Raw genomic sequence first — 21,709 nt, forward strand, 5'->3', positions numbered from 1 at the left:
CACGTCGAACCGCTGGCGTCAGAGCATGAACAAGACCGGCCCTCCTTCAAGCCGGTCTTTGGTCTGAACGCGCCTCCTCGCGGTTCTGCGGTGCAGAATGGCGTTATTTAGGCGCGATGGTCCAGCGAAAAGGCAGGGGGCAGGGATTTGAGGTCGCGCGCGCCCAATTGGCCCATGTTGGCCTCGAGATCGCGGGCCAGGATATCGATCAGATGGGCCGGGCCGGTCGGGCCAAGTGCGGCCAGGGCATAGTGGAACCCCCTGCCCAGCATGACGAAATCGGCGCCAAGGGCGATCGCGCGCAGGATGTCGAGCCCGCTTTCGATGCCGCTGTCGAAGAGAATCGGCAGGGATGTGCCGGCGCGGACCTCGGGCAGGGCGGTGATGGATGCAGGTGCAGCATCGAACTGCCGCCCGGCATGGTTCGACACCCAGAGCGCATCGACGCCCTCGGCTTCGAGCCGGGTGGCATCCTCTCCGCGCAGCACGCCCTTGACGATCAGCTGGCCGTCCCAGTGGTCGCGCAGCCAGCGCAGGTAGTCCCAGTCGGGCGAGGTGCGCAGCAGGTAGCCGATATGTTCCGTGGGCGGCAGGTTGGCCTGCATATCGGAATACTTGTCCAGCGTGCGCATGTGGATGCCGCGTTCGCCGCGCATCGCCCAGGCCCAGGCCGGGCAGAGCGCCACCTGGCCCATCAGCCGGGGCGTCAGCCTGGGCGGGCTGGTCAGGCCGGACCGGGTCTGGCGTTCGCGGCGCGAGGCCACGGGCACGTCGACGGTCAGGATCAGCCCGGTGAACCCGGCATCGCGGGCGCGGGCCAGCATGTCCTTGCGGATGCCCTCGTCCTTGGGCGGATAGAGCTGGAACCAGCCATGGCCGCCCAGGTGCGGGGCCAGGTCCTCGGGCGCGCGGGTGGCCACGGTGGACAGCGAGAACGGCAGCCCGGCCTCGGCCGCGGCCCGGGCCAGGTGGATCTCGGCTCGTTCCCAGATCAGCCCCGACATGCCCAGCGGGGCCATGCCGACGGGCAGGGGAAAATCATGGCCGAAGAGCCGGGTGGTCAGGTCGGGCTTGAACGCGCCATGCAGGATCGACGGCGCAAAGCCGATGCGGTCCAGCTCGGCCCGGTTGCGGTGCTTGGTGGCCTCGGTCCCGGTGGCACTGTCGAGATATTCCCAGACAAAGGTGGGCAGGCGCCGGCGGGCACGGCGGCGCAGATCGGACAGGGCGGGATAGGTCTGGTGCAGGTTCACGGACGGACGGTGACCAAAGTTCGGCGGGGAAGTCCAGAGGCATCAGGCGGTTGGCGGAAAATTCGAATTTTCCGCGCCGTTTTCTTGCAAGAAAACGTATCCGGATCGGACGATTTTGCGGTGAACGAAGGGCGAACAAGCCTTTTCGGCTGGGCCGAACCGCGCTAGGATCGGGTCATGAGCAGTTTCGATGACATGGATGCCTTTGAACAGGCCGACCGAACGTCCCTGTCGGCCCGGGCCATGGCCAGCCGGCCGATGCCCTATCTCGACGGGCTGAACCCCGCACAGCGCGAGGCTGTCGAACATCTCGACGGGCCGGTCCTGATGCTGGCCGGGGCGGGGACCGGCAAGACCAAGGCGCTGACCGCGCGAATCGTGCACCTGCTGAACACCGGTTCGGCCCGCCCGAACGAGATCCTGGCCGTGACCTTCACCAACAAGGCCGCGCGCGAGATGAAGAACCGCGTCGGCGGCATGCTGGGCCAGGCCATCGAGGGCATGCCCTGGCTGGGCACCTTCCATTCGATCTGCGTCAAGCTCCTGCGCCGCCATGCCGAGCTGGTCGGGCTGAAATCGAACTTCACCATCCTCGACACCGACGACCAGCTGCGCCTGCTGAAACAGCTGGTGCAGGCCGCGGGCATCGACGACAAGCGCTGGCCGGCGCGCCAGCTGGCCAATATCATCGACGGCTGGAAGAACCGGGCGCTGACGCCCGGCAAGGTGCCGGCAGCTGATGCCGGGGCCTACAATCACAAGGGCGTCGGGCTCTACACGCTGTACCAGGAACGCCTGCGCGAGCTGAACGCCGTCGATTTCGGCGACCTGCTGCTGCACATGGTCACGATCTTCCAGGATCACCCCGACGTGCTGGAGCAATACCAGCGCTGGTTCCGCTACATCATGGTCGACGAGTACCAGGATACCAACGTGGCCCAGTACCTGTGGCTGAGGCTGCTGGCCTCGGGCCACAAGAACATCTGCTGCGTGGGCGACGACGACCAGTCGATCTATGGCTGGCGCGGCGCCGAGGTGGGCAACATCCTGCGGTTCGAAAAGGATTTTCCGGGCGCCCATGTCGTTCGGCTGGAACAGAATTACCGCTCGACCCCGCATATCCTGGCCGCCGCCTCGGGGGTGATCGACGCCAACGAGGGCCGGCTGGGCAAGACGCTGTGGACCGAGGCGCAGGAGGGCGAGAAGGTCCGCCTGATCGGCCATTGGGACGGCGAGGAAGAGGCGCGCTGGATCGGCGAAGAGGTCGAATCGATGCAGCGCGGCACCCGGGGCATGCGGCCCTACAGCCTGGATGACATGGCCATCCTGGTCCGTGCCTCGCACCAGATGCGCGCCTTCGAGGACCGGTTCCTGACCATCGGGCTGCCCTATCGCGTGATCGGCGGCCCGCGATTCTACGAGCGGATGGAGATCCGCGATGCCATGGCCTATTTCCGGTTGGTGGTGTCGCCCGACGACGACCTGGCCTTCGAGCGCATCGTCAACACGCCCAAGCGCGGCCTGGGCGACAAGGCCCAGCAGACGATCCAGGTGACGGCCCGGGCCAACGGAGTGTCGCTGATCCAAGGTGCGGCGCTGGCCGTGGAAAACGGGCTGATCAAGGGCAAGGGCGGCAACCAGCTGCGCCACCTGGTCGAAAGCCTGGCGCGCTGGCGCGAGACGATGCTGGGCCCGGTCGTGCGGGTCATGAACGACGACGAGGATACGGCGGTCATCGACGACGAGCCGCCCTTCGTGGCCGGCGAGACGCGGCGGGGCGCGCCGCAGGTGTCGCATATCGAACTGGCCGAGATGATCCTCGACGAATCCGGCTATACGGAGATGTGGCAGAACGACAAGACGCCCGAGGCGCCGGGCCGGCTGGAAAACCTCAAGGAACTGGTCAAGGCGCTGGAGTCCTTCGAGAACCTGCAAGGCTTCCTGGAACATGTCGCGCTGATCATGGACAATGAAAGCGACGATGCGGATGCCAAGATCTCGATCATGACGCTGCATGCGGCCAAGGGCCTGGAATTCCCGGCGGTCTTTCTGCCAGGCTGGGAAGACGGGTTGTTCCCCTCGCAGCGGTCGATGGACGAGACCGGGTTGAAGGGGCTCGAAGAGGAACGCCGCCTGGCCTATGTCGGGATCACCCGGGCCGAAGAGGTCTGCACGATTTCCTTCGCGGCCAACCGGCGGATCTTTGGCCAGTGGCAATCGGCGCTGCCCTCGCGATTCGTCGACGAGCTGCCCGAACCCCATGTCGAGGTGCTGACCCCGCCGGGCCTTTACGGCGGCGGTTTCGGGGCGGCCAGCGGGTCGGTCGGTTCGGGCATGGCCGGCGGCGGGGTCGAGGCCCGGGCGGCCGAGGCCAATGTCTACAATTCCCCCGGCTGGAAACGGTTGCAGGAACGCAGCAGCCAGCGGCCGATGGCCCAGCCCAAGGAAAGTCGCAACACGGTGATCGACCTGAACGCGGTGTCGAGCTTTACCATGGGGGAACGGGTGTTCCACCAGAAGTTCGGCTATGGCGCGATCGTGGGGATCGAGGGCGACAAGCTGGAAATCGACTTCGAAAAGGCCGGGACCAAGAAAGTCGTGGCCCGGTTCGTCTCGGCGAGCGACGACATTCCATTCTGATAGGGGCGGTTTGAGCGGGTCAGTGGTGGGGCGCTGACGCGGCCTGTTTGTCGAGGCAGCTTGACCTGGCCCGTGGCGCTGCCGGTTTGCAGGCGTCTGTGCGAACGGGGCGCTTGCGGCGGGCCTGCCGTGTCGGGGCCCTTGGCCGGGCGGTTCCGTTCCGGCCCATTGGTGCCGGCCTCATTGATCCGCCCCGTAGGTCCCTTTGGCCGGACGTGGCCGGTTGGCTCCTGGGGGAGGGCGCTTTTCAATCGTGAACTTTCGTCGAACGGTCCAACTGCTCTGCCTTGTCAGCACCTCTGGCCGGACGTGGCTGGTCGGCCCTCTAGGAGGCATGACCGATCTGGCGCCTTGATTGAACGTTGTCGTTCGGTCCCATTGGTCAGGCCTGTCGGGATCCCTTGCCAGACGTGGTCGGTTGGCCCCCTTGGCATATCCGATCGGGCATCTAACCCGAACGATGTCGAACGGACCCGAAGGTCTGTCGTGTCCGCAATCTGTCGGCGGGCGTGACCGGGTGGCCCCACAGGTCGAAGGTTTCCGATCTGGTCCCCGTCACAAAGCCTTTGCGATCAATCCTTTGCGGTCGAGCCATCCGAAACCCCAAGTGTGCCCCGCCGCCGCGTGGTGAGCGTCACGCGAGTGGGGCCTGTCAGGTGGGGTCAGATCTTGACGCCTTCCTTCTGGCCGTGGTTCGTCTTCTTGTCGTAATCGTCCTGCACCTTCTGCAGGTCGGTGCCCAGGGTCTTGAGCCGGGCCTTCAGCGTGGTCACCGTCCAGGGCTTGAACCCGGCCAACAGCTTTTCCTTCTTCTTGGGGTCCTTTTCCTTTTCGACGGCCTTGTTGGTCGCCTCGGCCTGGGCGTTCTGCACCTCGATCTCCTGCAGGAAGATCGCAAAGACCTCGAGCGCGAGGTAATGGTGATTGGTCTCGTGTTTCAGCAGCTTGGCATACATGTCGTCCCAGGCCTTCTTGTCGTCCTTGGACGCCTTGGAATAATCCGACCAGACCGGCATGTAGATATCGGGCTTGGCGCTGACCGAGACCTCGACGATGCGCTTCTTGCCGTCGTTCTTGTAGCCCATGTTGGCGTTGCAGACGTATTCGCCCCAATGATCATGCTTGTTCAGGTTGGTCCGCAGCTCATCCAGGGTCACGCCCTTGACGGTCAGGCTCTTCTTGCTGCCCGGCTTGGCGATGCTGGATTTCACAGTGATCTTGGGAAATTTCTCGGTTTTCGTGTCGGCCATCGTTACCTCCATCAACGCTGGCGGAGGGCGGCGACCATCGCGGCCCATCCATGGCGCGACCCTAGCCCCAAGCACGGCGACGTTCTGCGAACCAGGTCACAGGCCGCGCTGTGCGGTGCGATTTTTTCGGGGGCGCAGTTTTCGGGAGGGCTGAAAAGCGAAACGGCGGCGCCTGGGAGGAGGAGTGGCGCCGCCGCTTGCTTGCAACACCGCGGGCGAGGGAGGAGGAAGCCCTTGGTGCATCTTGTTCCGGCTCGGGCCGGTATGGGTCGCGGCGGCACCTAGGGAGGAGGAGTGGCGCCAGCCGCTGCAACACCTTGGGCGAGGGAGGAGGAAGCCCTTGGTGCATCTTGTTCCGGCTCGGGCCGGTATGGGTCGCGGCGGCACCTAGGGAGGAGGAGTGGCGCCAGCCGCTGCAACACCTTGGGCGAGGGAGGAGGAAGCCCTTGGTGCATCATGTTCCGGCTCGGGCCGGTATGGGTCGCGGCGGCACCTAGGGAGGAGGAGTGGCGCCAGCCGCTGAAGCACCTTGGGCGAGGGAGGAGGAAGCCCTTGGTGCATCTTGTTCCGGCTCGGGCCGGTATAAAGGGCGGCGACATCAGGGAGGAGGAGGATGCCGCCGCTAGGTCAGGTTCCCAAGGGAGGAGGAGATGGAAACCTGATCTCTGTTATCTGGTTGCGCCTCAGCGGGCGCCGTTTGCCGCGTCCCAGGCCACGCTGCCGATGTTGCTGCGTGCGATCCCCAGGTCTCCGAGGTCACGGTCGCTCAGCGAACGCAGCTCGGCGAGCGTTTCCCGGTAGATCTTGTTGCGGGCGCGCCGCGCAACGATGCGATCCATCAGGTTGCGCAGAAAGGCGGGCTCGTTTGCCACGGGTGCCGAAAGGGCGATCTGCTTGCTCATGTGTCTGGCCTTGCGTTTCTATGTTGTTGTTCTGTCGTCGTTGTTGGCCCTAACTTACGAACCATGCTGCAGGTGCACAATGGACACCTCTTCAACGCTGCTATGCAGAAACTGCATGAACCTTGACGCGAGTAAATAACCGGGCGCTGCAAGGTCGGGCAGGGTCGCCCGTCCTTTGCACATGGGCTTGTCATTCCGGGGCCACCTGCCAGATAGTCCGGCAACCGACGCAGGAGGACACCATGACATTGACACGTGGACAGGTCGAAACGGCCCTGGGAACGGTGGCCCTACCGGACGGGGGCACGCTGGTCAGCCGGGACATGATCCGGGCCGTACAATTGGACGGGGGCAATGTTCGCTTTGTTATAGAAGCGGATAGCCCCGAGCAGGCCCGCCAGATGGAGCCGGTCCGGGCGGCGGCGGAACGGGCCGTGGCGGCGCTGGATGGCGTGACGGCGGTGTCGGTCGCGCTGACGGCCCATGCGCCGGCGGGGCAGGGCGGCGCGGCGGCCCGCGCACCGGGTGGGCCGGGCGGGGCGGGTCAGAAGCCGCCCAGCCTGAAGATCGGCGGCCATGCCAAGCCGCAGGACGGGCCGATGAAACCCTCGGGCGTCGACCGCATCCTTGCCGTAGGGTCAGGCAAGGGCGGCGTGGGAAAATCCACCGTTGCGACCAACCTGGCCGTGGCCCTGGCCCGGGCGGGGCGGCGAGTCGGGCTACTGGATGCCGATATATATGGTCCGTCGATTCCGCGGATGATGGGCGCCCAGGGCAAGCCGGCCTCGCCCGATGGCAAGACCATCGAGCCGCTGCATGCCCATGGGGTCACGCTGATGTCGCTGGGCTTCATGGTCGAAGAGCGTAAGGCGGTGATCTGGCGCGGGCCGATGCTGATGGGGGCGTTGCAGCAGATGCTGGGCCAGGTGGCCTGGGGCGAGCTGGACGTTCTGATCGTCGACCTGCCGCCGGGCACGGGCGATGTGCAGCTGACCCTGTCGACCAAGGCCCAGGTGACCGGAGCCATCGTGGTGTCGACCCCGCAGGACGTGGCGCTGCTGGATGCGCGCAAGGCGTTGGACATGTTCCAGACGCTCAAGACGCCGGTCCTGGGCCTGATCGAGAACATGTCAAGCTTTGTCTGCCCCCATTGCGGCAAGGAGACCGAGATCTTTGGTCATGGCGGCGTGCAGGCCGAGGCCGAGGCGATGGGCGTGCCGCTGCTGGGCATGTTGCCGATCGACCTGGAAACCCGGCTGTCGGGGGACAAGGGCGTGCCGGTGGCGGCCGGCGACGGGCCGATGGCGCTGGCCTATGGCAAGATCGCGGCCGGGCTGGTGGCGGGCGGCATGGCCTGAAGGGCTCCGGGGCGCGGGTCTGGCCTGGCCGGATCGGCGCCCGGTGTCAGGTGGCGTGGGTAGAGCGTCGCCAGGGCGAGCGCCCGGCTTGGCCGGGTCTGTTCCCGGTCGCGGGCCGGAAGGTGGGCCGCGCCCGGTCCGGGCGATACGGGCTGGTCCCTGGCGATACGGGCTGGCCCTGGGTGATACTTAGATGTCTGGTGCATTCCCGCGCCGTGCCCGCGTCTTTTCGGGCCGTTTCCGGGGCCGCGATGGGCAGATCACGGCTTGATCATGGGATCGCCATGGGATGGCGTGGGGCCTGCACGGGAAAATCCACGGGAATAGATGGGAGCCGGCATGGGAAACCCCGCGCCGGCTCTTTTCATGCGCGGGATTTCCCGGGGCTGGCCCGGATTCCGGGTGGGAATGGCCGTCCGAATCACCCTTCCAGGGCGATTTCGGGTGGAATCCGGGCTCATTTGGCAAGAATCTGAAAAAAAGTTGGCCTTCCATGGGTGGTGGTGGGAACGGGTGGGGTGGACTCTGCCTCCACCACATCTTGTGTCGCGGGTTCGTGAGGTGGGTTGATCTGGGCTGAATTCAGCGCATTCCCATGGCGCGGCCCCTTGATGCCCGGGCAATCCCACCCGTTCGGTGGGGGTCATGCCCACGATTTCCTGTTGATCCCCATTCTTTCCCGTGCCACAACATGATTGTCCGATGAGACGGGGCAGTGAAGACCAAGACAAAAAGAGCCGCCAGAGCTCGACAAGTAGGCAAGTAAATACAGGCACCCCCCTTTCATTTGACTAACAAAGGATCCGGCGCGCGAGCGAGCAGACATCCCCCCAGGTGGCGCGCGTTGCTGGACACCCCCGCACAGCGGGACGAGGGCGGCGGGTTGAACAGTGGCAGCAGTTCAACCCGCCGTTTTCCTTTCAAGACACGACTTTCGGGGGACGGGGCAGGCGCAGGACGCACATAGGGACAGCGCGAACAAAGGGACGGTTCCTTGGAACCCAGGTTCAGAGGCGAGCACACCTTCAAGGTGGACAAGAAGGGCCGGATGTCCATTCCGGCCGACTTCCGTCGCGTGCTCGAATCCGGCGATCCCGCGTGGTCCGATGGCGAACGTCCCAACCTGGTCCTGGTCTACGGTGGCAGCGACAACCGGTTTCTCGAAGGTTTCACGGTCAAGGCCGCCGACGAGCGGGCCGAAAAGATCGAGCGGCTTCCCGAATCCCGGCTCAAGCGCAAGCTGGTCCGCCAGTACATCTCGAAATCCATTCCCATCCAGATCGATCCCGACGGCCGGCTGGTGATCCCCCAGCGGCACCGCGACATCATCGGGCTGGATCTTGAAACCAATGCGGTTTTCGTCGGCACCCTGCGGACGTTCCAGATCTGGTCCGAGGCCGAATACGAGGATTACCTCGAAGAGGATGACGGTGACGAGGACCTGGGCTTTGACCTGGATCCGGGCACCGCGCCGCTGGATGCGCTGGACATCGTCCTGCGCCAGCTTGAAACCTCCAAGTCGGAGGCGGGCTAGATCATGGCCGCGGCCGCAACACCCCCGTCCGATCCTTCTTCCGCCGATGCCCCCCATGTTCCCGTCCTGTTGCGCCCGCTGCTGGCAGCGGTGGCGCCGGTCACGGGTCAGTGGCTGGATGGCACCTTCGGGGCAGGGGGCTATAGCCGTGGCCTGCTGGCCGCCGGGGCCGAGCGGGTGATCGGGGTCGATCGCGATCCGCTGGCCTTTGAAATGGCCGAACCCTGGGCGGCAGATTACGGCGACCGGCTGGTGCTGCAGGCCGGGGTCTTCTCGCGCATGGATGAATATGCCACCGGGCTGGACGGCGTGGTGCTGGACCTGGGCGTGTCGTCGATGCAGCTGGACATGGCCGAACGGGGCTTTTCCTTCCTTCGGGACGGGCCGCTGGACATGCGCATGTCGCAGGACGGGCCCTCGGCCGCCGACCTGGTCAACACCGCGACCGAGGCCGAGCTGGCCGACATCCTGTTCCATTTCGGCGAGGAGCGGGCCAGCCGGCGCATCGCCCGGGCGATCACCCGGGCCAGGACCGAGGCGCCGATCACGACAACCCTGCGCCTGGCCGAGATCGTCGAGGGCTGCCTGCCGCGCGCCAAGCCCGGCCAGTCGCACCCGGCGACGCGCAGTTTCCAGGGGCTGCGGATCGCGGTGAACGCGGAATATGACGAGCTCTACAACGGGTTGATGGCCGCCGAACGGGCGCTGAAACCCGGCGGCAAGCTGGCCGTGGTGACCTTTCATTCCATCGAGGACCGCATGGTCAAGCGGTTCCTGCAATCGCGGGCCGGCCAGACCGGGCGGGCCAACCGCTATGCGCCCGAGACCGAGGCCGTGGCCCCGGCCTTCACGCTGGATACCCGCCGGGCCGTCGGGCCCGACGACACCGAACTGGCCGAGAACCCGCGCGCCCGGTCGGCCAAGCTGCGCGTGGCCACGCGCACCGATGCGCCGGCCGGCACAGTCGAGGCGCGGGCCATCGGCATGCCGCAACTGAAGGGAAGCCGCTGATGAAGGGTCTTCTTTACGTCCTGTCCGCGCTGGCGGTCTTTGGCCTGGCCTTCTGGGCCTACCGCGAGAATTACGCCACCCAGGAAGTGCTGGCCGAAACCCAGCAGCTGCAACGCCAGATCGGTTCGGCCCAGGCCCGGCTGGCCGTGCTCAAGGCCGAATGGGCCTATCTGAACCGGCCCGACCGGCTGCGCGAGCTGGCCGAGATCAATTTCGACCGTCTCGGCCTGCTGCCCCTGCGCCCCGACCAGTTCGGCCATGTCGACGAGGTCGGATACCCCAAGCCCGAGGATGACATCTTCGAGCTGGATCTCGATGTCGAAAGCGCCGTCGAGGTGTCGAACACGCCGACCACCAAGGATCTGCTGCTGCCATGAGCCGTGTCCCCCTGCGCCCGCTCGCCCGCATCCTGCCCGCCCGCGACAAGGGCGAGAACCCCGATGCGATCGAACGCGAGAACCTGCGCCGCCGCCACGAGGAAATGCAGGACAAGGCCCGCGCCCGGGCCGAGGGCCGGCTGCTGGTGCTGTCGGTCTTCTTCTTCGTGGCCTTCGCGGTCATCGGCGTGCGCATGGGCCACCTGGCCACCTCGGAGGCCGTCGAGCCCATCGCCTCGGCCCATGGCGCGACCATCGCCCAGCAGCGCGGTGACATCGTCGACCGCCATGGCCGCATCCTGGCCACCAATTTCGAGACCCATTCGCTTTATGTCCAGCCGCCCAACCTGATCGACCCGGCCCATGCGGCGGCCGAGCTGGTCAAGATCTTCCCCGACCTCGAGGAAGAAAAGCTGCTGGCCCTGTTTACCGGCAAGCGCAAGTTCGACTGGATCAAGCGCAAGATCTCGCCCGAGCAGAAACAGGCGGTGCATGACATCGGCGATCCCGGGCTGCTCTTTGGTCCGCGCGAGATGCGGCTTTATCCCAACGGCCGGCTGGCGGCCCATGTCATGGGCGGCACGCAATATGGCCGCGAAGGCGTGAACGCGGCCGAGGTCATCGGCATCGCCGGGGTGGAAAAGCAGTTCGACGGCTACCTGCGCGATCCGGCCAACGGCACCCGGCCGCTGGAACTGTCGCTGGACCTGACCGTCCAGGCCGCCACCGAACGGGTGCTGGCCGGGGGCATGGCCCTGATGAATGCCAAGGGCGCCAGCGCCATCCTGATGGATGTGCATACCGGCGAGGTGATCTCGGTGGCCTCGCTGCCCGATTTCGATCCCAACAACCGGCCGCGCCCGCCGGTCTCGGGCGATCCGTCCGACAGCCCGCTGTTCAACCGCTCGGTCCAGGGCGTCTACGAGCTGGGCTCGACCTTCAAGATCTTCACCGCCGCCCAGGCCGTTGACCTGGGCCTGGTCAATCCCGACACGATCATCCAGACCGCCGGGCCGTTCAAGGTCGGCGGCCACCTGATCAACGAGTTCGACGGCCACAATTACGGGGCCATCAGCGTGACCGACGTGATCGTCAAGAGCTCGAACCGGGGCACCGGCCGGCTGGCCCTGCAGATCGGGGCGACCCGCCAGAAGGCCTTCCTGGGCAGCCTGGGCATGTTCGACCCCACGCCCTTCGAAATCGTCGAGGCCGCCGGGGGCAAGCCGCTGCTGCCGCAGCGCTGGACCGAGCTGTCGACCGTGACGATTTCCTATGGCCACGGCATTTCGACCAGCCCGATGCACCTGGCCGCGGCCTATTCGGCAATTGCCAACGGGGGCAATTACGTCAGCCCGACGATCCTGAAACAAAGCAAGGCCCAGCTGGGTCCGCGGGTGATGTCGGCGCAATCGGCCGCCGCCGCGCGGATGATGCTGCGCAAGGTGGTGACGACCGGCACGGCCAGCTTCGGCGAGGTCAAGGGCTATGCCGTGGCCGGCAAGACCGGCACGGCCGACAAGCCCCGGCCGAACGGCGGCTATTACAAGAACAAGGTCATCGCGACCTTTGCCAGCCTGTTCCCGGCCCATGATCCGAAATACGTCCTGGTCGTGACCCTCGATGAACCCTCGGTCCTGGCCTATGGCGAGAACCGCCGCACCGCCGGCTGGACGGCCGTGCCCGTGGCCGCCGAGCTGATCGGCCGGGTGGCGCCGCTTCTGGGCCTGCGCCCGACCGTTGAACCCACGGCGCTTGAGGGTATACAGCTGACCTCGAACAACTGACGCGGCGCCGCTGCCGCGTGCGCCCGTCTCCCCGCCAGGAAAGGACAGCCGATGTCTCCCCACCCGATTCCGCTGTCGCAACTGGCCCTGACCGCCCAGGGCGGGCGTGACCCGGTGATCACCGGGCTGGCCGTCGACAGCCGGCGGGTCGAGGCCGGCTTTCTCTTTGCGGCCATGCCGGGCACCCGGGTGCACGGGGCCGAGTACATCCCCGACGTGCTGACCCGGGGCGCCGCGGCGATCCTGACCGATGCCGAGGGCGCGGCGCTGGCCGCCGGGGCGCTGGCCGCCAGCGATGCCGCGCTGATCGTGGCCGAGGACCCCCGCCAGGCCCTGGCCTATACCGCCGCCCTGTGGTTCGGCGCCCAGCCCCGCAAGATGGTCGCCGTGACCGGCACCAACGGCAAGACCTCGGTGGCCAGCTTCACCCGCCAGATCTGGCAGGCGCTGGACCTGCCGGCGATCAACGTGGGCACCACCGGGGTCGAAGGCGACTGGCACGCGCCCCTGGCCCATACCACGCCCGAGCCGATCACCCTGCACCGGGTGCTGGCCGAGGCCGCCGAACAGGGCATCACCCATGCCGCGATGGAAGCCTCGTCGCACGGGCTGGAACAGCGCCGGCTCGACGGGGTCCAGCTGGCCGCGGCGGGGTTCACGAATTTCACCCAGGACCACCTGGATTACCACGACAGTTTCGAAGCCTATTTCGCGGCCAAGGCCGGGCTCTTCCGCCGGGTGCTGCCCGAAGAGGGTACGGCGGTGATCAACCTCGACGATCCGCGCGGGGCCGAGATGCGGGCCGTGGCCGCGGCGCGCGGGCAGGAGGTCATCGGCGTCGGCCGGGCCGGGGGCGAGCTGACGCTGCTCAACCAGCGGTTCGATTCGACCGGCCAGGACCTGCGGTTTTCCTGGCGCGGCGAGCCGGTGCAGGCGCGGCTGAACCTGATCGGCGGGTTCCAGGCCGAGAACGTCCTGCTGGCCTGTGGCCTGGTCATTGCCAGCGGGCAGCCGGCGACCGACGTGTTCCGCGTGCTGCCCCGGCTGGAAACCGTGCGCGGGCGGATGCAGCTGGCCGCCCGGCGGGCCAACGATGCCACGGTCTTTGTCGATTACGCCCATACGCCCGATGCCGTGGCCACGGCCATCGGCGCGCTGCGGCCCCATGTCATGGGCCGGCTGGTGGCCATTGTCGGGGCCGGGGGCGATCGCGACCGGGCCAAGCGCCCGCTGATGGGCGAGGCGGCGGCCGCGGCGGCCGACCTGGTCATCGTGACCGACGACAACCCGCGCAGCGAGGATCCGGCGACGATCCGCGCGGCGGTGATGCAGGGCGCGCCCGATGCCTGGAACATTGGCGACCGGGCCGAGGCCATCCTGCGCGGGGTTGATGCCCTGGGGCCGGGCGATGCCCTGCTGATCTGCGGCAAGGGCCATGAGACCGGCCAGGTCGTGGGCGACCAGGTGCTGCCCTTCGACGATGCCGAACAGGCCAGCATCTCGGTCTCGGCGCTGGAAGGGGGCCGGGCATGAGCCTCTGGACAAGCCGCGAGGCCGCCCGGGCCACGGGTGGACGAGCCACCGCCCCCTGGCAGGCCGACGGCGTGTCGATCGATACGCGCACGCTGCAGCCCGGCGATCTCTTCGTGGCCCTCAGCGCCGCCCGGGACGGCCATGATTTCGTGGCCCAGGCCCTGGAAAAGGGCGCTGCCGCCGCGCTAGTCACCCATGTGCCCAACGGCGTGTCCGAAGATGCGCCCCTGCTGATCGTCGACGATGTCCAGACCGCCCTCGAAGCCCTGGGCCAGGCCGCGCGCCGCCGCACCGGTGCCCGGGTCGTGGCCATCACCGGTTCGGTCGGCAAGACCTCGACCAAGGAAATGCTGGCCGCCGTGCTGTCCGACCAGGGCCGCACCCATGCCTCGGTGGCCAGCTACAACAACCATTGGGGCGTGCCCCTGACCCTGGCCCGCATGCCCGCCGATACCGAATTCGCGGTGATCGAGATCGGCATGAACCACCCCGGCGAGATCGCCCCGCTGGCCCGCATGGCCCGGCCCGACGTGGCCATCGTGACCACCGTGGCCGCCGCCCATCTCGAAGCCTTCGCCTCGATCGAGGGCATCGCCGATGAAAAGGCCTCGATCTGCGAAGGGCTGCGCCGGGGCGGCACGGCGATCCTGAACGGCGACCTCGACACCTATCCGATCCTTGCCGCCGCTGCGCGGACGCGCGACGCCCGCATCATCACCTTCGGCACCAGCCGCGGCTGCCACCACCGGGCGACCGAGATCCGCATCGCCCGGGGCGCCACCGTCGTGCAGGCCCGGGCCTGGCGCACGCCGCTGCTCTACAAGGTCGGGGCCGAGGGCCGGCATTATGCCGTCAACGCCCTGGCCGTCCTGGCCGCGGTCTTTGCGCTGAAGGCCGACCGGGGGCGGGCGGTGTTCTCGCTGGCCGCCTGGCGGGCGGTGTCGGGCCGGGGCCAGCGCATGCGCATCGTGCTCGACCCGGTCGACCGGCACCTGTCGCTCGAGCTGATCGACGATTCCTACAATGCCAACCCCACCTCGGTCGAAGCCGCGCTGGACGTGCTGGCCGCCGCGCGCACCCATGACGGGCTGGGCCGCATCGCCAAGGGCCGGCGCATCGCCATCCTCGGCGACATGAAGGAACTGGGCCCGCAGGCCGAAAGCCTGCACGCCACCCTGGCCGACCTGCCGGCCATGCAGGAGATCGACGTCGTGCATTGCGTCGGCCCGCTGATGAAATCGCTGCATGATGCCCTGCCGCCGGCCCGGCGCGGGCAATGGTACGACGATGCCCGCCCCATGCTGCGCGACCTGCGCGGCCGGGTCGACGGGGGCGATGTCGTGCTGGTCAAGGGCTCGCTGTCGATGGGCCTGTCGCGCGTCGTTGACGCGATCCGCAAAATGGGCCATCCCGACCCACAATATGATGAGTAGGACTCCCGAGAATGCTCTATTGGTTGACGGCCCTCTCTGACGGCGGCGATTTCTTTAACCTGTTCCGGTACATCACCTTTCGCGCCGGCGGGGCCTTTCTGACGGCCCTGCTGTTCGGCTTTGTCTTCGGCCGTCCGCTGATCGACGTGCTGCGCAAGACCCAGGGCAAGGGCCAGCCGATTCGCGATGACGGCCCCGAAAGCCACTTTTCCAAGGCCGGCACGCCGACCATGGGCGGGCTGCTGATCGTCGGCGCGCTGGTCACGGCCACGCTGCTCTGGGCCCGGCTGGACAATGTCTATGTCTGGATGGTTCTGGGCGTGACCCTGTCCTTCGCGGCCATCGGCTTTGCCGACGATTATGCCAAGGTGTCGAAACAGAACACCAAGGGAGTGCCGGGCAAGCTGCGCCTGGCGCTCGGCATCTTCATCGCCCTGGTGGCCTCGTGGATCGCCACCCAGATGCATCCCGTCGAGCTCAAGAACCAGCTGGCCCTGCCGATCTTCAAGGACGTGCTGCTGAACCTCGGTGCCTTCTACATCGTCTTCGGCGTGCTGGTCATCGTCGGCGCGGCCAATGCCGTCAACCTGACCGACGGGCTGGACGGGCTGGCCATCATGCCCGTCATGATCGCCGCCGGCGCGCTTGGCATCATTGCCTATGCCGTCGGCCGGGTCGACTTTTCCGAATATCTCGACGTGCATTACGTGCCGGGCACGGGCGAAATCCTGATCTTTACCGCCGCGCTCTTCGGCGGCGGGCTGGGCTTTCTGTGGTACAACGCCCCGCCGGCGGCCGTCTTCATGGGTGACACCGGGTCGCTGGCCCTGGGCGGCGCGCTGGGGGCCATTGCCGTGGCGACCAAGCATGAAATCGTGCTGGCCATCGTCGGCGGCATCTTCGTGGTCGAGGCCCTGTCGGTGATCATCCAGGTGGCCTATTTCAAGCGCACCGGCAAGCGGGTCTTCCTGATGGCCCCGATCCATCACCATTACGAAAAGAAGGGCTGGGCCGAGCCGACGATCGTCATCCGGTTCTGGATCATCTCGCTGATCCTGGCCATGATCGGCCTGGCCACGCTCAAGGTCCGCTGAGCGGGCGGGCGCGGCGATGTCCCTCGACCAGATCGTCCAGACCCTGGGCCTGCCCGGGGTCGTGCTGGGCACCGCGCTGGAAGGCGAGGGTGTGGCGTTCCTGTCGGGCATCTTCGCCCATCGCGGCCTGTTCCATTTCGAGGCCGCGGCCCTGGCCGCCGCCTGCGGGGCGGTGATCACCGACAACGTGATGTTTGCCATCGGCCGGTTCGCCGGCCAGACCCGCCTGGCACGCAAGATCCTGGATCACCAGCGGGTCAGCGGCCTGCGCGACATGGTCCAGCGCCACCAGACCAAGGCCATCCTGGGCTTTCGTTTCGTCTATGGGCTGAAGACCGTGGCGCCGGTCCTGATCGCCAATTCGCCGGTGTCCTGGGCGCGTTTCGCGGCGCTGGATGCGATGGCCGTTCTGGTCTGGGCGCATCTTTTCGTGGGCATCGGTTTTGTCGTGGGCACGGCGATCGAACAGCTTTTTGGCGAGATGAAGCTGGAACTGCACGTAGCCATCGCGGCGGGGCTGTTCCTGGCGGTGGCCGGGGGGACATGGCTGATCCTGCGCAAACGGCGCGCCGGGCGCTGAGCCGGGTGTGACCTTGCCTGCCGGGGCGGGTCTACAGGCACCACCACATGGACAGGCGAGTGATGACGGTCTTGCGCGTGGCAGAGGCATGCCGCCGGACCAGTGTGCACTTGCGCGTGATCGCCAAGGATCGTCGACCGTTCGGGGCAACGGGGCAACGGGGCAACGGGGCAACGGGGCAACGGGGCAACGGGGGCCGGTGCGCGCGGCGGGGCGGATAGCCCGGCGCGGTGATCCTGGCCGCGCGTATCCGCAAAATCACTTTGAACCGTTTCCCGGGGTCTGCCGACAGAAGGGAAAGGCGCGATGATCGCGGCTTGCCACCGAGGAGACACCAGATGCCCAAGATCGACAACATCACCTATCCCGAAGGTGACGAACGCCTGCTCAAGCACAAGCCGCTGGGCGCCATGTATCGCGATTTCCTCAAGAAACGCGCGGCGGCCGAGAACTTCAAATTCCTCGACGAAACGGCCAGCAAGATCGACCCGCGCAAGTAATACCCGATCTATTTCGACGACAACGGCCGGTTTTCCATCAATGTCGACACGAAGCTCAAGAACGATGCCAAGGACCTGGCCGAAGCCGGTGCCTGGAAGGACAACGCCTGGCGCAAGATCTACAGCGACAGCCGGCGCATGATCAACACGCTGATCGAGGTCAATTTCGAAGCCGATTTCTACAAGTCCCGAGAATTCAAGGCTTTCCACGCCAAGGCCCTGCGCAAGACGATCAAGATCCCCAAGGCGCTGAAACAGAAGATGGCGATGGATGACGACAGCCTGCTGGCCGATACGGTGGTGCTGTTCATGTCGGACCGCAATGCCGGCAAGATGGCGGCAAAGAACCTGTCGGCCCGGAAGAAATGCCCCCTGAGCCCCGACGAGATCGGCCGGGCCATCGGTAAGTATTTCAAGCTGAGATGACCCGGCCGCCAGCCCTCCGGGCGGCGGCCTCGTGGCCGGGTGTGCCTGCGTGAGGCCACGGACCCCCTTGCGGAATTGTGTGGCCTCTCAATTCCTCCTCGCGGGCCGGGATGCGCGGTCAGCGTGGCGCCCGGCCACCCTCTGCGGCCTGGGTGTGACCCGCGCGGCCCTTGCGGTCTTTCCCGGCTCACGGCTTGGTGCGGGTCCGCCTTCCTGCGCGGTGTCGCCCACCAATCGCCCTGAGTGCCGCCCGCTTGTGGCCCGGTGCGGTCCCACCCGGTTGCCTCGCGCTGACCTGTGGCGCGTGTCCCTCCGGGCCGCAGGGCAGTGGGTCTGGGCGCAGGTGCGAGCGGGGGGATCGTGGCGGGGCTCTGGCCTTGGCCGGGGGATTGCGCTAGCGCTGGCGGGACGGGCAGCGAAAGGGCATGCAGATGATTTCGGTTCGGGGCGTGAGCGGCCAGGACGTGGCCATTCTGGGGCTGGGCCGGTCGGGCCTGACAGCGGCGCGGGCGATCCGCGAGGGCGGCGGCCGGGCGATCTGCTGGGATGACAACCCCGCCGCCCGCGAAGCCGCCGAGGCCGAGGGCTTTGCCACGCGCGACCTGTCGCGCCCCGGCGCGTTCGAGGCCGTTTCGGCACTGATCGTGTCGCCGGGCATCCCCCATCTGTATCCTGCGCCGAACCCGGTCGTTCTGGCCGCACTGCGGGCCGGGGTGCCGGTGGACAATGACATCGGGCTGTTCTTTCGGTCCTTCGCCACGGCCGAATGGGAAAAGTTCGACACCCCGCCGCGGGTCGTGGCGGTCACCGGGTCGAACGGCAAGTCGACGACCTCGGCGCTGATCCACCACATCCTGAACGCGGCCGGGCGGCCGTCGCAGCTGGCCGGCAACATCGGCCGGGGCGTGCTGGACCTGGAGCCGCCGGCCGATGGCGACGTGGTGGTGCTGGAGCTGTCGTCTTACCAGACCGACCTGGCCCGGTCGCTGACGCCGGACATTGCCGTCTTTACCAACCTGTCGCCCGATCATCTCGACCGCCATGGCGGGCCGGGGGGCTATTTCGCGGCCAAGCGCCGGCTCTTTGCCGAGGGCGGGCCGGACCGGGCGGTGATCGGGGTGGACGAGGACGAAGGGCTGTTCCTGGCCGGGCAGATGGCCGAAGGGCCGGGCGATGACCGGGTGATCCGGGTGTCGTCGGGCCAGAAGCTGGGCGGGCCGGGCTGGAATGTCTTTGCGCGCAAGGGGTTCCTGGGCGAATGGCGCAAGGGCCGGCAGGCGGCGTCGATCGACCTGCGCCAGGTGCAGGGCCTGCCCGGAGCGCACAACCACCAGAACGCCTGCGCGGCCTATGCGGTGGCCCGGGCGCTGGGTCTGGCGCCGCGGGTGATCGAGGCGGCGCTGCATTCCTATCCGGGCCTGCCCCACCGCAGCCAGAGGGTGGCCGAGCGGGACGGGGTAACCTTTGTCAACGACAGCAAGGCGACCAACGTGGATGCCGCCCGGCGCGCGCTGAGCGCTTTCCCGCGGATCCGCTGGATCTGCGGCGGGCTGGAGAAGGAAGGCGGGCTGGACGGGCTGAAAGGCGCGACGGGCACCGTGGCCAAGGCCTATGTCATCGGGCGCGAGGCGGCGGGTTTTGCCATGCGGTTGGACGTGGAGGCCGAGGTCTGCACGACGATGGCCGTGGCGGTGGAGCGGGCCATGGCCGAGGCCGAGCCGGGCGACACGGTGCTGCTGGCCCCGGCGGCGGCGTCCTTTGATCAATACGACAATTTCGAGCAGCGCGGCGAGGATTTCGCGGCCGAGGTCGCCAAGCGGCTGGGCTGACGCCCGCCAGATCGCGGCGGGCGGCCCCTGCGGGGCCGTGCAGGCAGGGCGCCCCTTCGGGGCGGGCGCAGGGAGGCGCGCCTTCGGCGCGGGCTTTTGTGAGGCGTGGGTCATTGGGTGGTCAGCGGGGCGGGGGCTCGGGTCTCACCACGAAGATGACCGCCATCTTCCCGGAGCCGCCATCGCCACACGACCTGGCCCACCGGAAGCCGCGGGTCAAGGACGCCTGCGGCGCCGGCAAGCCGGTTGCATCCTTGACACGCGACCCCCGGCGGACCCGGGGCGGTCGCGCGACGGCGGCTCCGCGAAGATGGCTGGGGCAGGGCATCGGCGCGGTGGTTGGTGTCGGTGCGGAAGGGGCGCGTGGCGTGCGGTGGTGCGGACGGGGACCAGGCGCGCCTGGCCGGGGCGGTGATGCGAGCGGCGGGTAGGGGCGCAAGGCCAGGGCGACGGCGGACGGTCGTGCCTTGCGCGGGCGGTCAGGGCGGTGGAACGGCGGGGATCAGGGGCGCGTGGCCAGGGCGGTGGCGGCGGCATGGGCCGAGGACCAGGCCCATTGGAAATTGTAGCCGCCCAGCCAGCCGGTCACGTCCACGGCTTCGCCGATGAAGAACAGGCCCGGGCAGGCGGTGGCTTCCATCGTGCGCGAGGACAGGCCGGCGGTGTCGATCCCGCCCAGCGTGACCTCGGCCGTGCGATAGCCTTCGGTGCCGGCGGGCACCAGCCGCCAATCGGCCAGGGCGGGGCAGAGCGCGGCCAGGGCCTTGTCGGAGAGATCGGCCAGCCGGCTGTCGGTGGGCAGGCCGAGATGGGGCACCAGCCGGGCGGGCAGGGCCTGGCCCAGGACGGTGCCCAGCTGGCGGCGGCCGGCGGCCTGGCGTTCGGCGCGCAGCCAGTCCAGCGGATCACGGTCGGGCAGCAGGTTGACGGCAATCTCGCGGCCCTCGCGCCAATAGGACGACACCTGCAGCACCGCTGGCCCGGAAAGACCGCGATGGGTGAAGAGCAGGGCTTCGTCGAAACTGGTGCCGTCGCAGGACAGCCGGGCGGGCAGGGCCACGCCGGCCAGCGGCTTGAACCGGCCGTCGGGAAAGGTGAAGGGCACCAGGCCGGGCCGGGTGTCGGTGACGGCCAGGCCGAACTGGCGAGCGATGTCATAGGCCAGGCCGGTGGCGCCCATCTTGGGGATCGACTTGCCGCCGGTGGCCACGACCAGGTTGCGCGCCGTGACGGCGACATGCCGGCCGTCGCGGTCCAGCGTGGCGGCAAAGCCGTCGGGCCCGTGGGACAGGTCGCGCAGGGCGGTGGACAGCCAGAGCTCGGCCGGGGCCATTTCGGCGCGCAGCATGTCGACGATCTGGCGGGCGCTGTCGTCGCAAAAGAGCTGGCCCAGGGTCTTTTCATGCCAGGCGATGCCGTGGCGGCCGACAAGGTCGATGAAATCCCACTGGGTATAGCGGGCCAGGGCCGATTTGCAGAAATGCGGGTTGGCCGAGAGATAGGCCGAGGGATCGGCATGCAGGTTGGTGAAATTGCAGCGCCCGCCACCCGAGATGCGGATCTTTTCGCCGGGCGCCCGGGCGTGGTCGACGACCAGCACGCGCTTGCCGGCCCGGGCGACGGGGCCGGCGGCAAAGAGGCCGGCCGCGCCGGCGCCGAGGATGAGGGTATCGACCTGCATGGGCGCTTCTTGGCCCCAAGTTCGGGCGGGATGCAAGGCGGGATGCGGGGGCATCCAGGCTGGAGATGGGCCAAATTGACCAGGGCCGGCTGGGAGAGGTGCCTGAGCGCAGGCGGGTGCGCTCGGAGCGGGCAGGGCGTTGGAACGGGGCCGACCGGGCCGGGGCAGCGGCGCAGTGTTGCAAGGCCTGATACGGGGGGCGGGGGAGGTGAATCCGGCCGACCGGTCGGTGGCCGTGGCGCCGGCTTGCTGTGCGTGATGTGGCGGTATGCAGTCGGGGCGACCGGACGGGGCAATGGCGCCGGATTGCGGGGCTGGCGCGGGCGCGTGCAGCCGAGCAATGGCGCCGGATTGCGGGCGTGGCGCGGGTGCGTGCAGTCGGGCGATGGGGCAGGGCCGAGCAGGCGGAAGAGGTGGCCCCGTTTTGCAACGCCGTGATGACGCGAATGTCGGCGGGAAGGACTGGTCAGGCCCGCGCTTTCGCGGTACGATTGCGGCCAGACCCCGAAAAGGGGCGAGCAGAG

General features: G+C 67.8%; 17 protein-coding genes. 13 read left to right on the top strand and 4 right to left on the bottom strand.

Going from position 1 to position 21,709, the window contains the following annotated elements:
- Positions 1-107: 107 nt before the first annotated feature.
- Positions 108-1,253, bottom strand: coding sequence for an alpha-hydroxy acid oxidase (locus ACK3BB_RS09705; protein ID WP_428928511.1), 1,146 nt, complete (start codon positions 1,251-1,253; stop codon positions 108-110).
- A gap of 177 nt (positions 1,254-1,430) precedes the next feature.
- Here ACK3BB_RS09705 and ACK3BB_RS09710 point away from each other — a divergent pair, with 177 nt between their 5' ends.
- Entirely contained in the window at positions 1,431-3,893 is a 2,463-nt protein-coding gene (locus ACK3BB_RS09710; protein WP_428928512.1) for an ATP-dependent helicase, read from the top strand.
- A 662-nt stretch (positions 3,894-4,555) separates the two neighbouring features.
- On the opposite strand, the gene ACK3BB_RS09715 is transcribed toward ACK3BB_RS09710, so the two are convergent.
- Both ACK3BB_RS09715 and ACK3BB_RS09720 read right to left on the bottom strand, forming a co-directional pair.
- Entirely contained in the window at positions 4,556-5,143 is a 588-nt protein-coding gene (locus ACK3BB_RS09715; RefSeq protein ID WP_428928513.1) for a DUF922 domain-containing protein, read from the bottom strand.
- A gap of 683 nt (positions 5,144-5,826) precedes the next feature.
- Positions 5,827-6,045: a DUF1127 domain-containing protein gene (locus ACK3BB_RS09720; RefSeq protein WP_428928514.1), complete on the bottom strand. Its 219-nt coding sequence runs from the start codon at positions 6,043-6,045 to the stop codon at positions 5,827-5,829.
- Between the two features lie 242 nt (positions 6,046-6,287).
- Here ACK3BB_RS09720 and ACK3BB_RS09725 point away from each other — a divergent pair, with 242 nt between their 5' ends.
- The 12 genes from ACK3BB_RS09725 (at position 6,288) to murD (ending at position 19,504) form a co-directional block, all read left to right on the top strand.
- Positions 6,288-7,403 carry a P-loop NTPase gene (locus ACK3BB_RS09725; RefSeq protein ID WP_428928515.1) on the top strand — a complete coding sequence of 372 codons (1,116 nt, stop codon included), beginning with the start codon at positions 6,288-6,290 and terminating at the stop codon, positions 7,401-7,403.
- A gap of 1,048 nt (positions 7,404-8,451) precedes the next feature.
- Positions 8,452-8,937, top strand: a complete 486-nt coding sequence (locus ACK3BB_RS09730; RefSeq protein WP_428928516.1) for a division/cell wall cluster transcriptional repressor MraZ — start codon at positions 8,452-8,454, stop codon at positions 8,935-8,937.
- 3 nt (positions 8,938-8,940) lie between these two features.
- Positions 8,941-9,948 carry a 16S rRNA (cytosine(1402)-N(4))-methyltransferase RsmH gene (gene rsmH / locus ACK3BB_RS09735; RefSeq protein WP_428928517.1) on the top strand — a complete coding sequence of 336 codons (1,008 nt, stop codon included), beginning with the start codon at positions 8,941-8,943 and terminating at the stop codon, positions 9,946-9,948.
- Positions 9,948-10,325 (top strand): cell division protein FtsL, encoded by a 378-nt coding sequence (ftsL, locus tag ACK3BB_RS09740; RefSeq protein ID WP_428928518.1) that lies wholly within the window; start codon positions 9,948-9,950, stop codon positions 10,323-10,325. Before rsmH ends, ftsL begins: the two co-directional genes overlap by 1 nt.
- Positions 10,322-12,109, top strand: a complete 1,788-nt coding sequence (locus tag ACK3BB_RS09745) for a peptidoglycan D,D-transpeptidase FtsI family protein (RefSeq protein WP_428928519.1) — start codon at positions 10,322-10,324, stop codon at positions 12,107-12,109. Before ftsL ends, ACK3BB_RS09745 begins: the two co-directional genes overlap by 4 nt.
- Positions 12,110-12,160: 51 nt before the next feature.
- On the top strand, positions 12,161-13,642 hold the full coding sequence (locus ACK3BB_RS09750; protein WP_428928520.1) for a UDP-N-acetylmuramoyl-L-alanyl-D-glutamate--2,6-diaminopimelate ligase: 1,482 nt from the start codon (positions 12,161-12,163) through the stop codon (positions 13,640-13,642).
- Positions 13,639-15,075 (top strand): UDP-N-acetylmuramoyl-tripeptide--D-alanyl-D-alanine ligase, encoded by a 1,437-nt coding sequence (locus tag ACK3BB_RS09755; protein WP_428928521.1) that lies wholly within the window; start codon positions 13,639-13,641, stop codon positions 15,073-15,075. Before ACK3BB_RS09750 ends, ACK3BB_RS09755 begins: the two co-directional genes overlap by 4 nt.
- Before the next feature lie 11 nt (positions 15,076-15,086).
- Positions 15,087-16,169: a phospho-N-acetylmuramoyl-pentapeptide-transferase gene (mraY, locus tag ACK3BB_RS09760; RefSeq protein ID WP_428928522.1), complete on the top strand. Its 1,083-nt coding sequence runs from the start codon at positions 15,087-15,089 to the stop codon at positions 16,167-16,169.
- Between the two features lie 16 nt (positions 16,170-16,185).
- On the top strand, positions 16,186-16,749 hold the full coding sequence (locus tag ACK3BB_RS09765) for a DedA family protein (RefSeq protein WP_428928523.1): 564 nt from the start codon (positions 16,186-16,188) through the stop codon (positions 16,747-16,749).
- A 338-nt stretch (positions 16,750-17,087) separates the two neighbouring features.
- On the top strand, positions 17,088-17,249 hold the full coding sequence (locus ACK3BB_RS09770) for a hypothetical protein (RefSeq protein WP_428928524.1): 162 nt from the start codon (positions 17,088-17,090) through the stop codon (positions 17,247-17,249).
- A 138-nt stretch (positions 17,250-17,387) separates the two neighbouring features.
- Positions 17,388-17,675: a hypothetical protein gene (locus tag ACK3BB_RS09775; RefSeq protein ID WP_428928525.1), complete on the top strand. Its 288-nt coding sequence runs from the start codon at positions 17,388-17,390 to the stop codon at positions 17,673-17,675.
- Between the two features lie 431 nt (positions 17,676-18,106).
- Positions 18,107-19,504 (top strand): UDP-N-acetylmuramoyl-L-alanine--D-glutamate ligase, encoded by a 1,398-nt coding sequence (gene murD / locus ACK3BB_RS09780; protein ID WP_428928712.1) that lies wholly within the window; start codon positions 18,107-18,109, stop codon positions 19,502-19,504.
- A 502-nt stretch (positions 19,505-20,006) separates the two neighbouring features.
- Here murD and ACK3BB_RS09785 read toward each other — a convergent pair.
- Positions 20,007-21,185 (bottom strand): NAD(P)/FAD-dependent oxidoreductase, encoded by a 1,179-nt coding sequence (locus ACK3BB_RS09785; protein ID WP_428928526.1) that lies wholly within the window; start codon positions 21,183-21,185, stop codon positions 20,007-20,009.
- Positions 21,186-21,709 lie beyond the last annotated feature (524 nt).

Source organism: Marinibacterium sp. SX1 (assembly GCF_050389775.1).
GTDB lineage: Bacteria > Pseudomonadota > Alphaproteobacteria > Rhodobacterales > Rhodobacteraceae > Marinibacterium.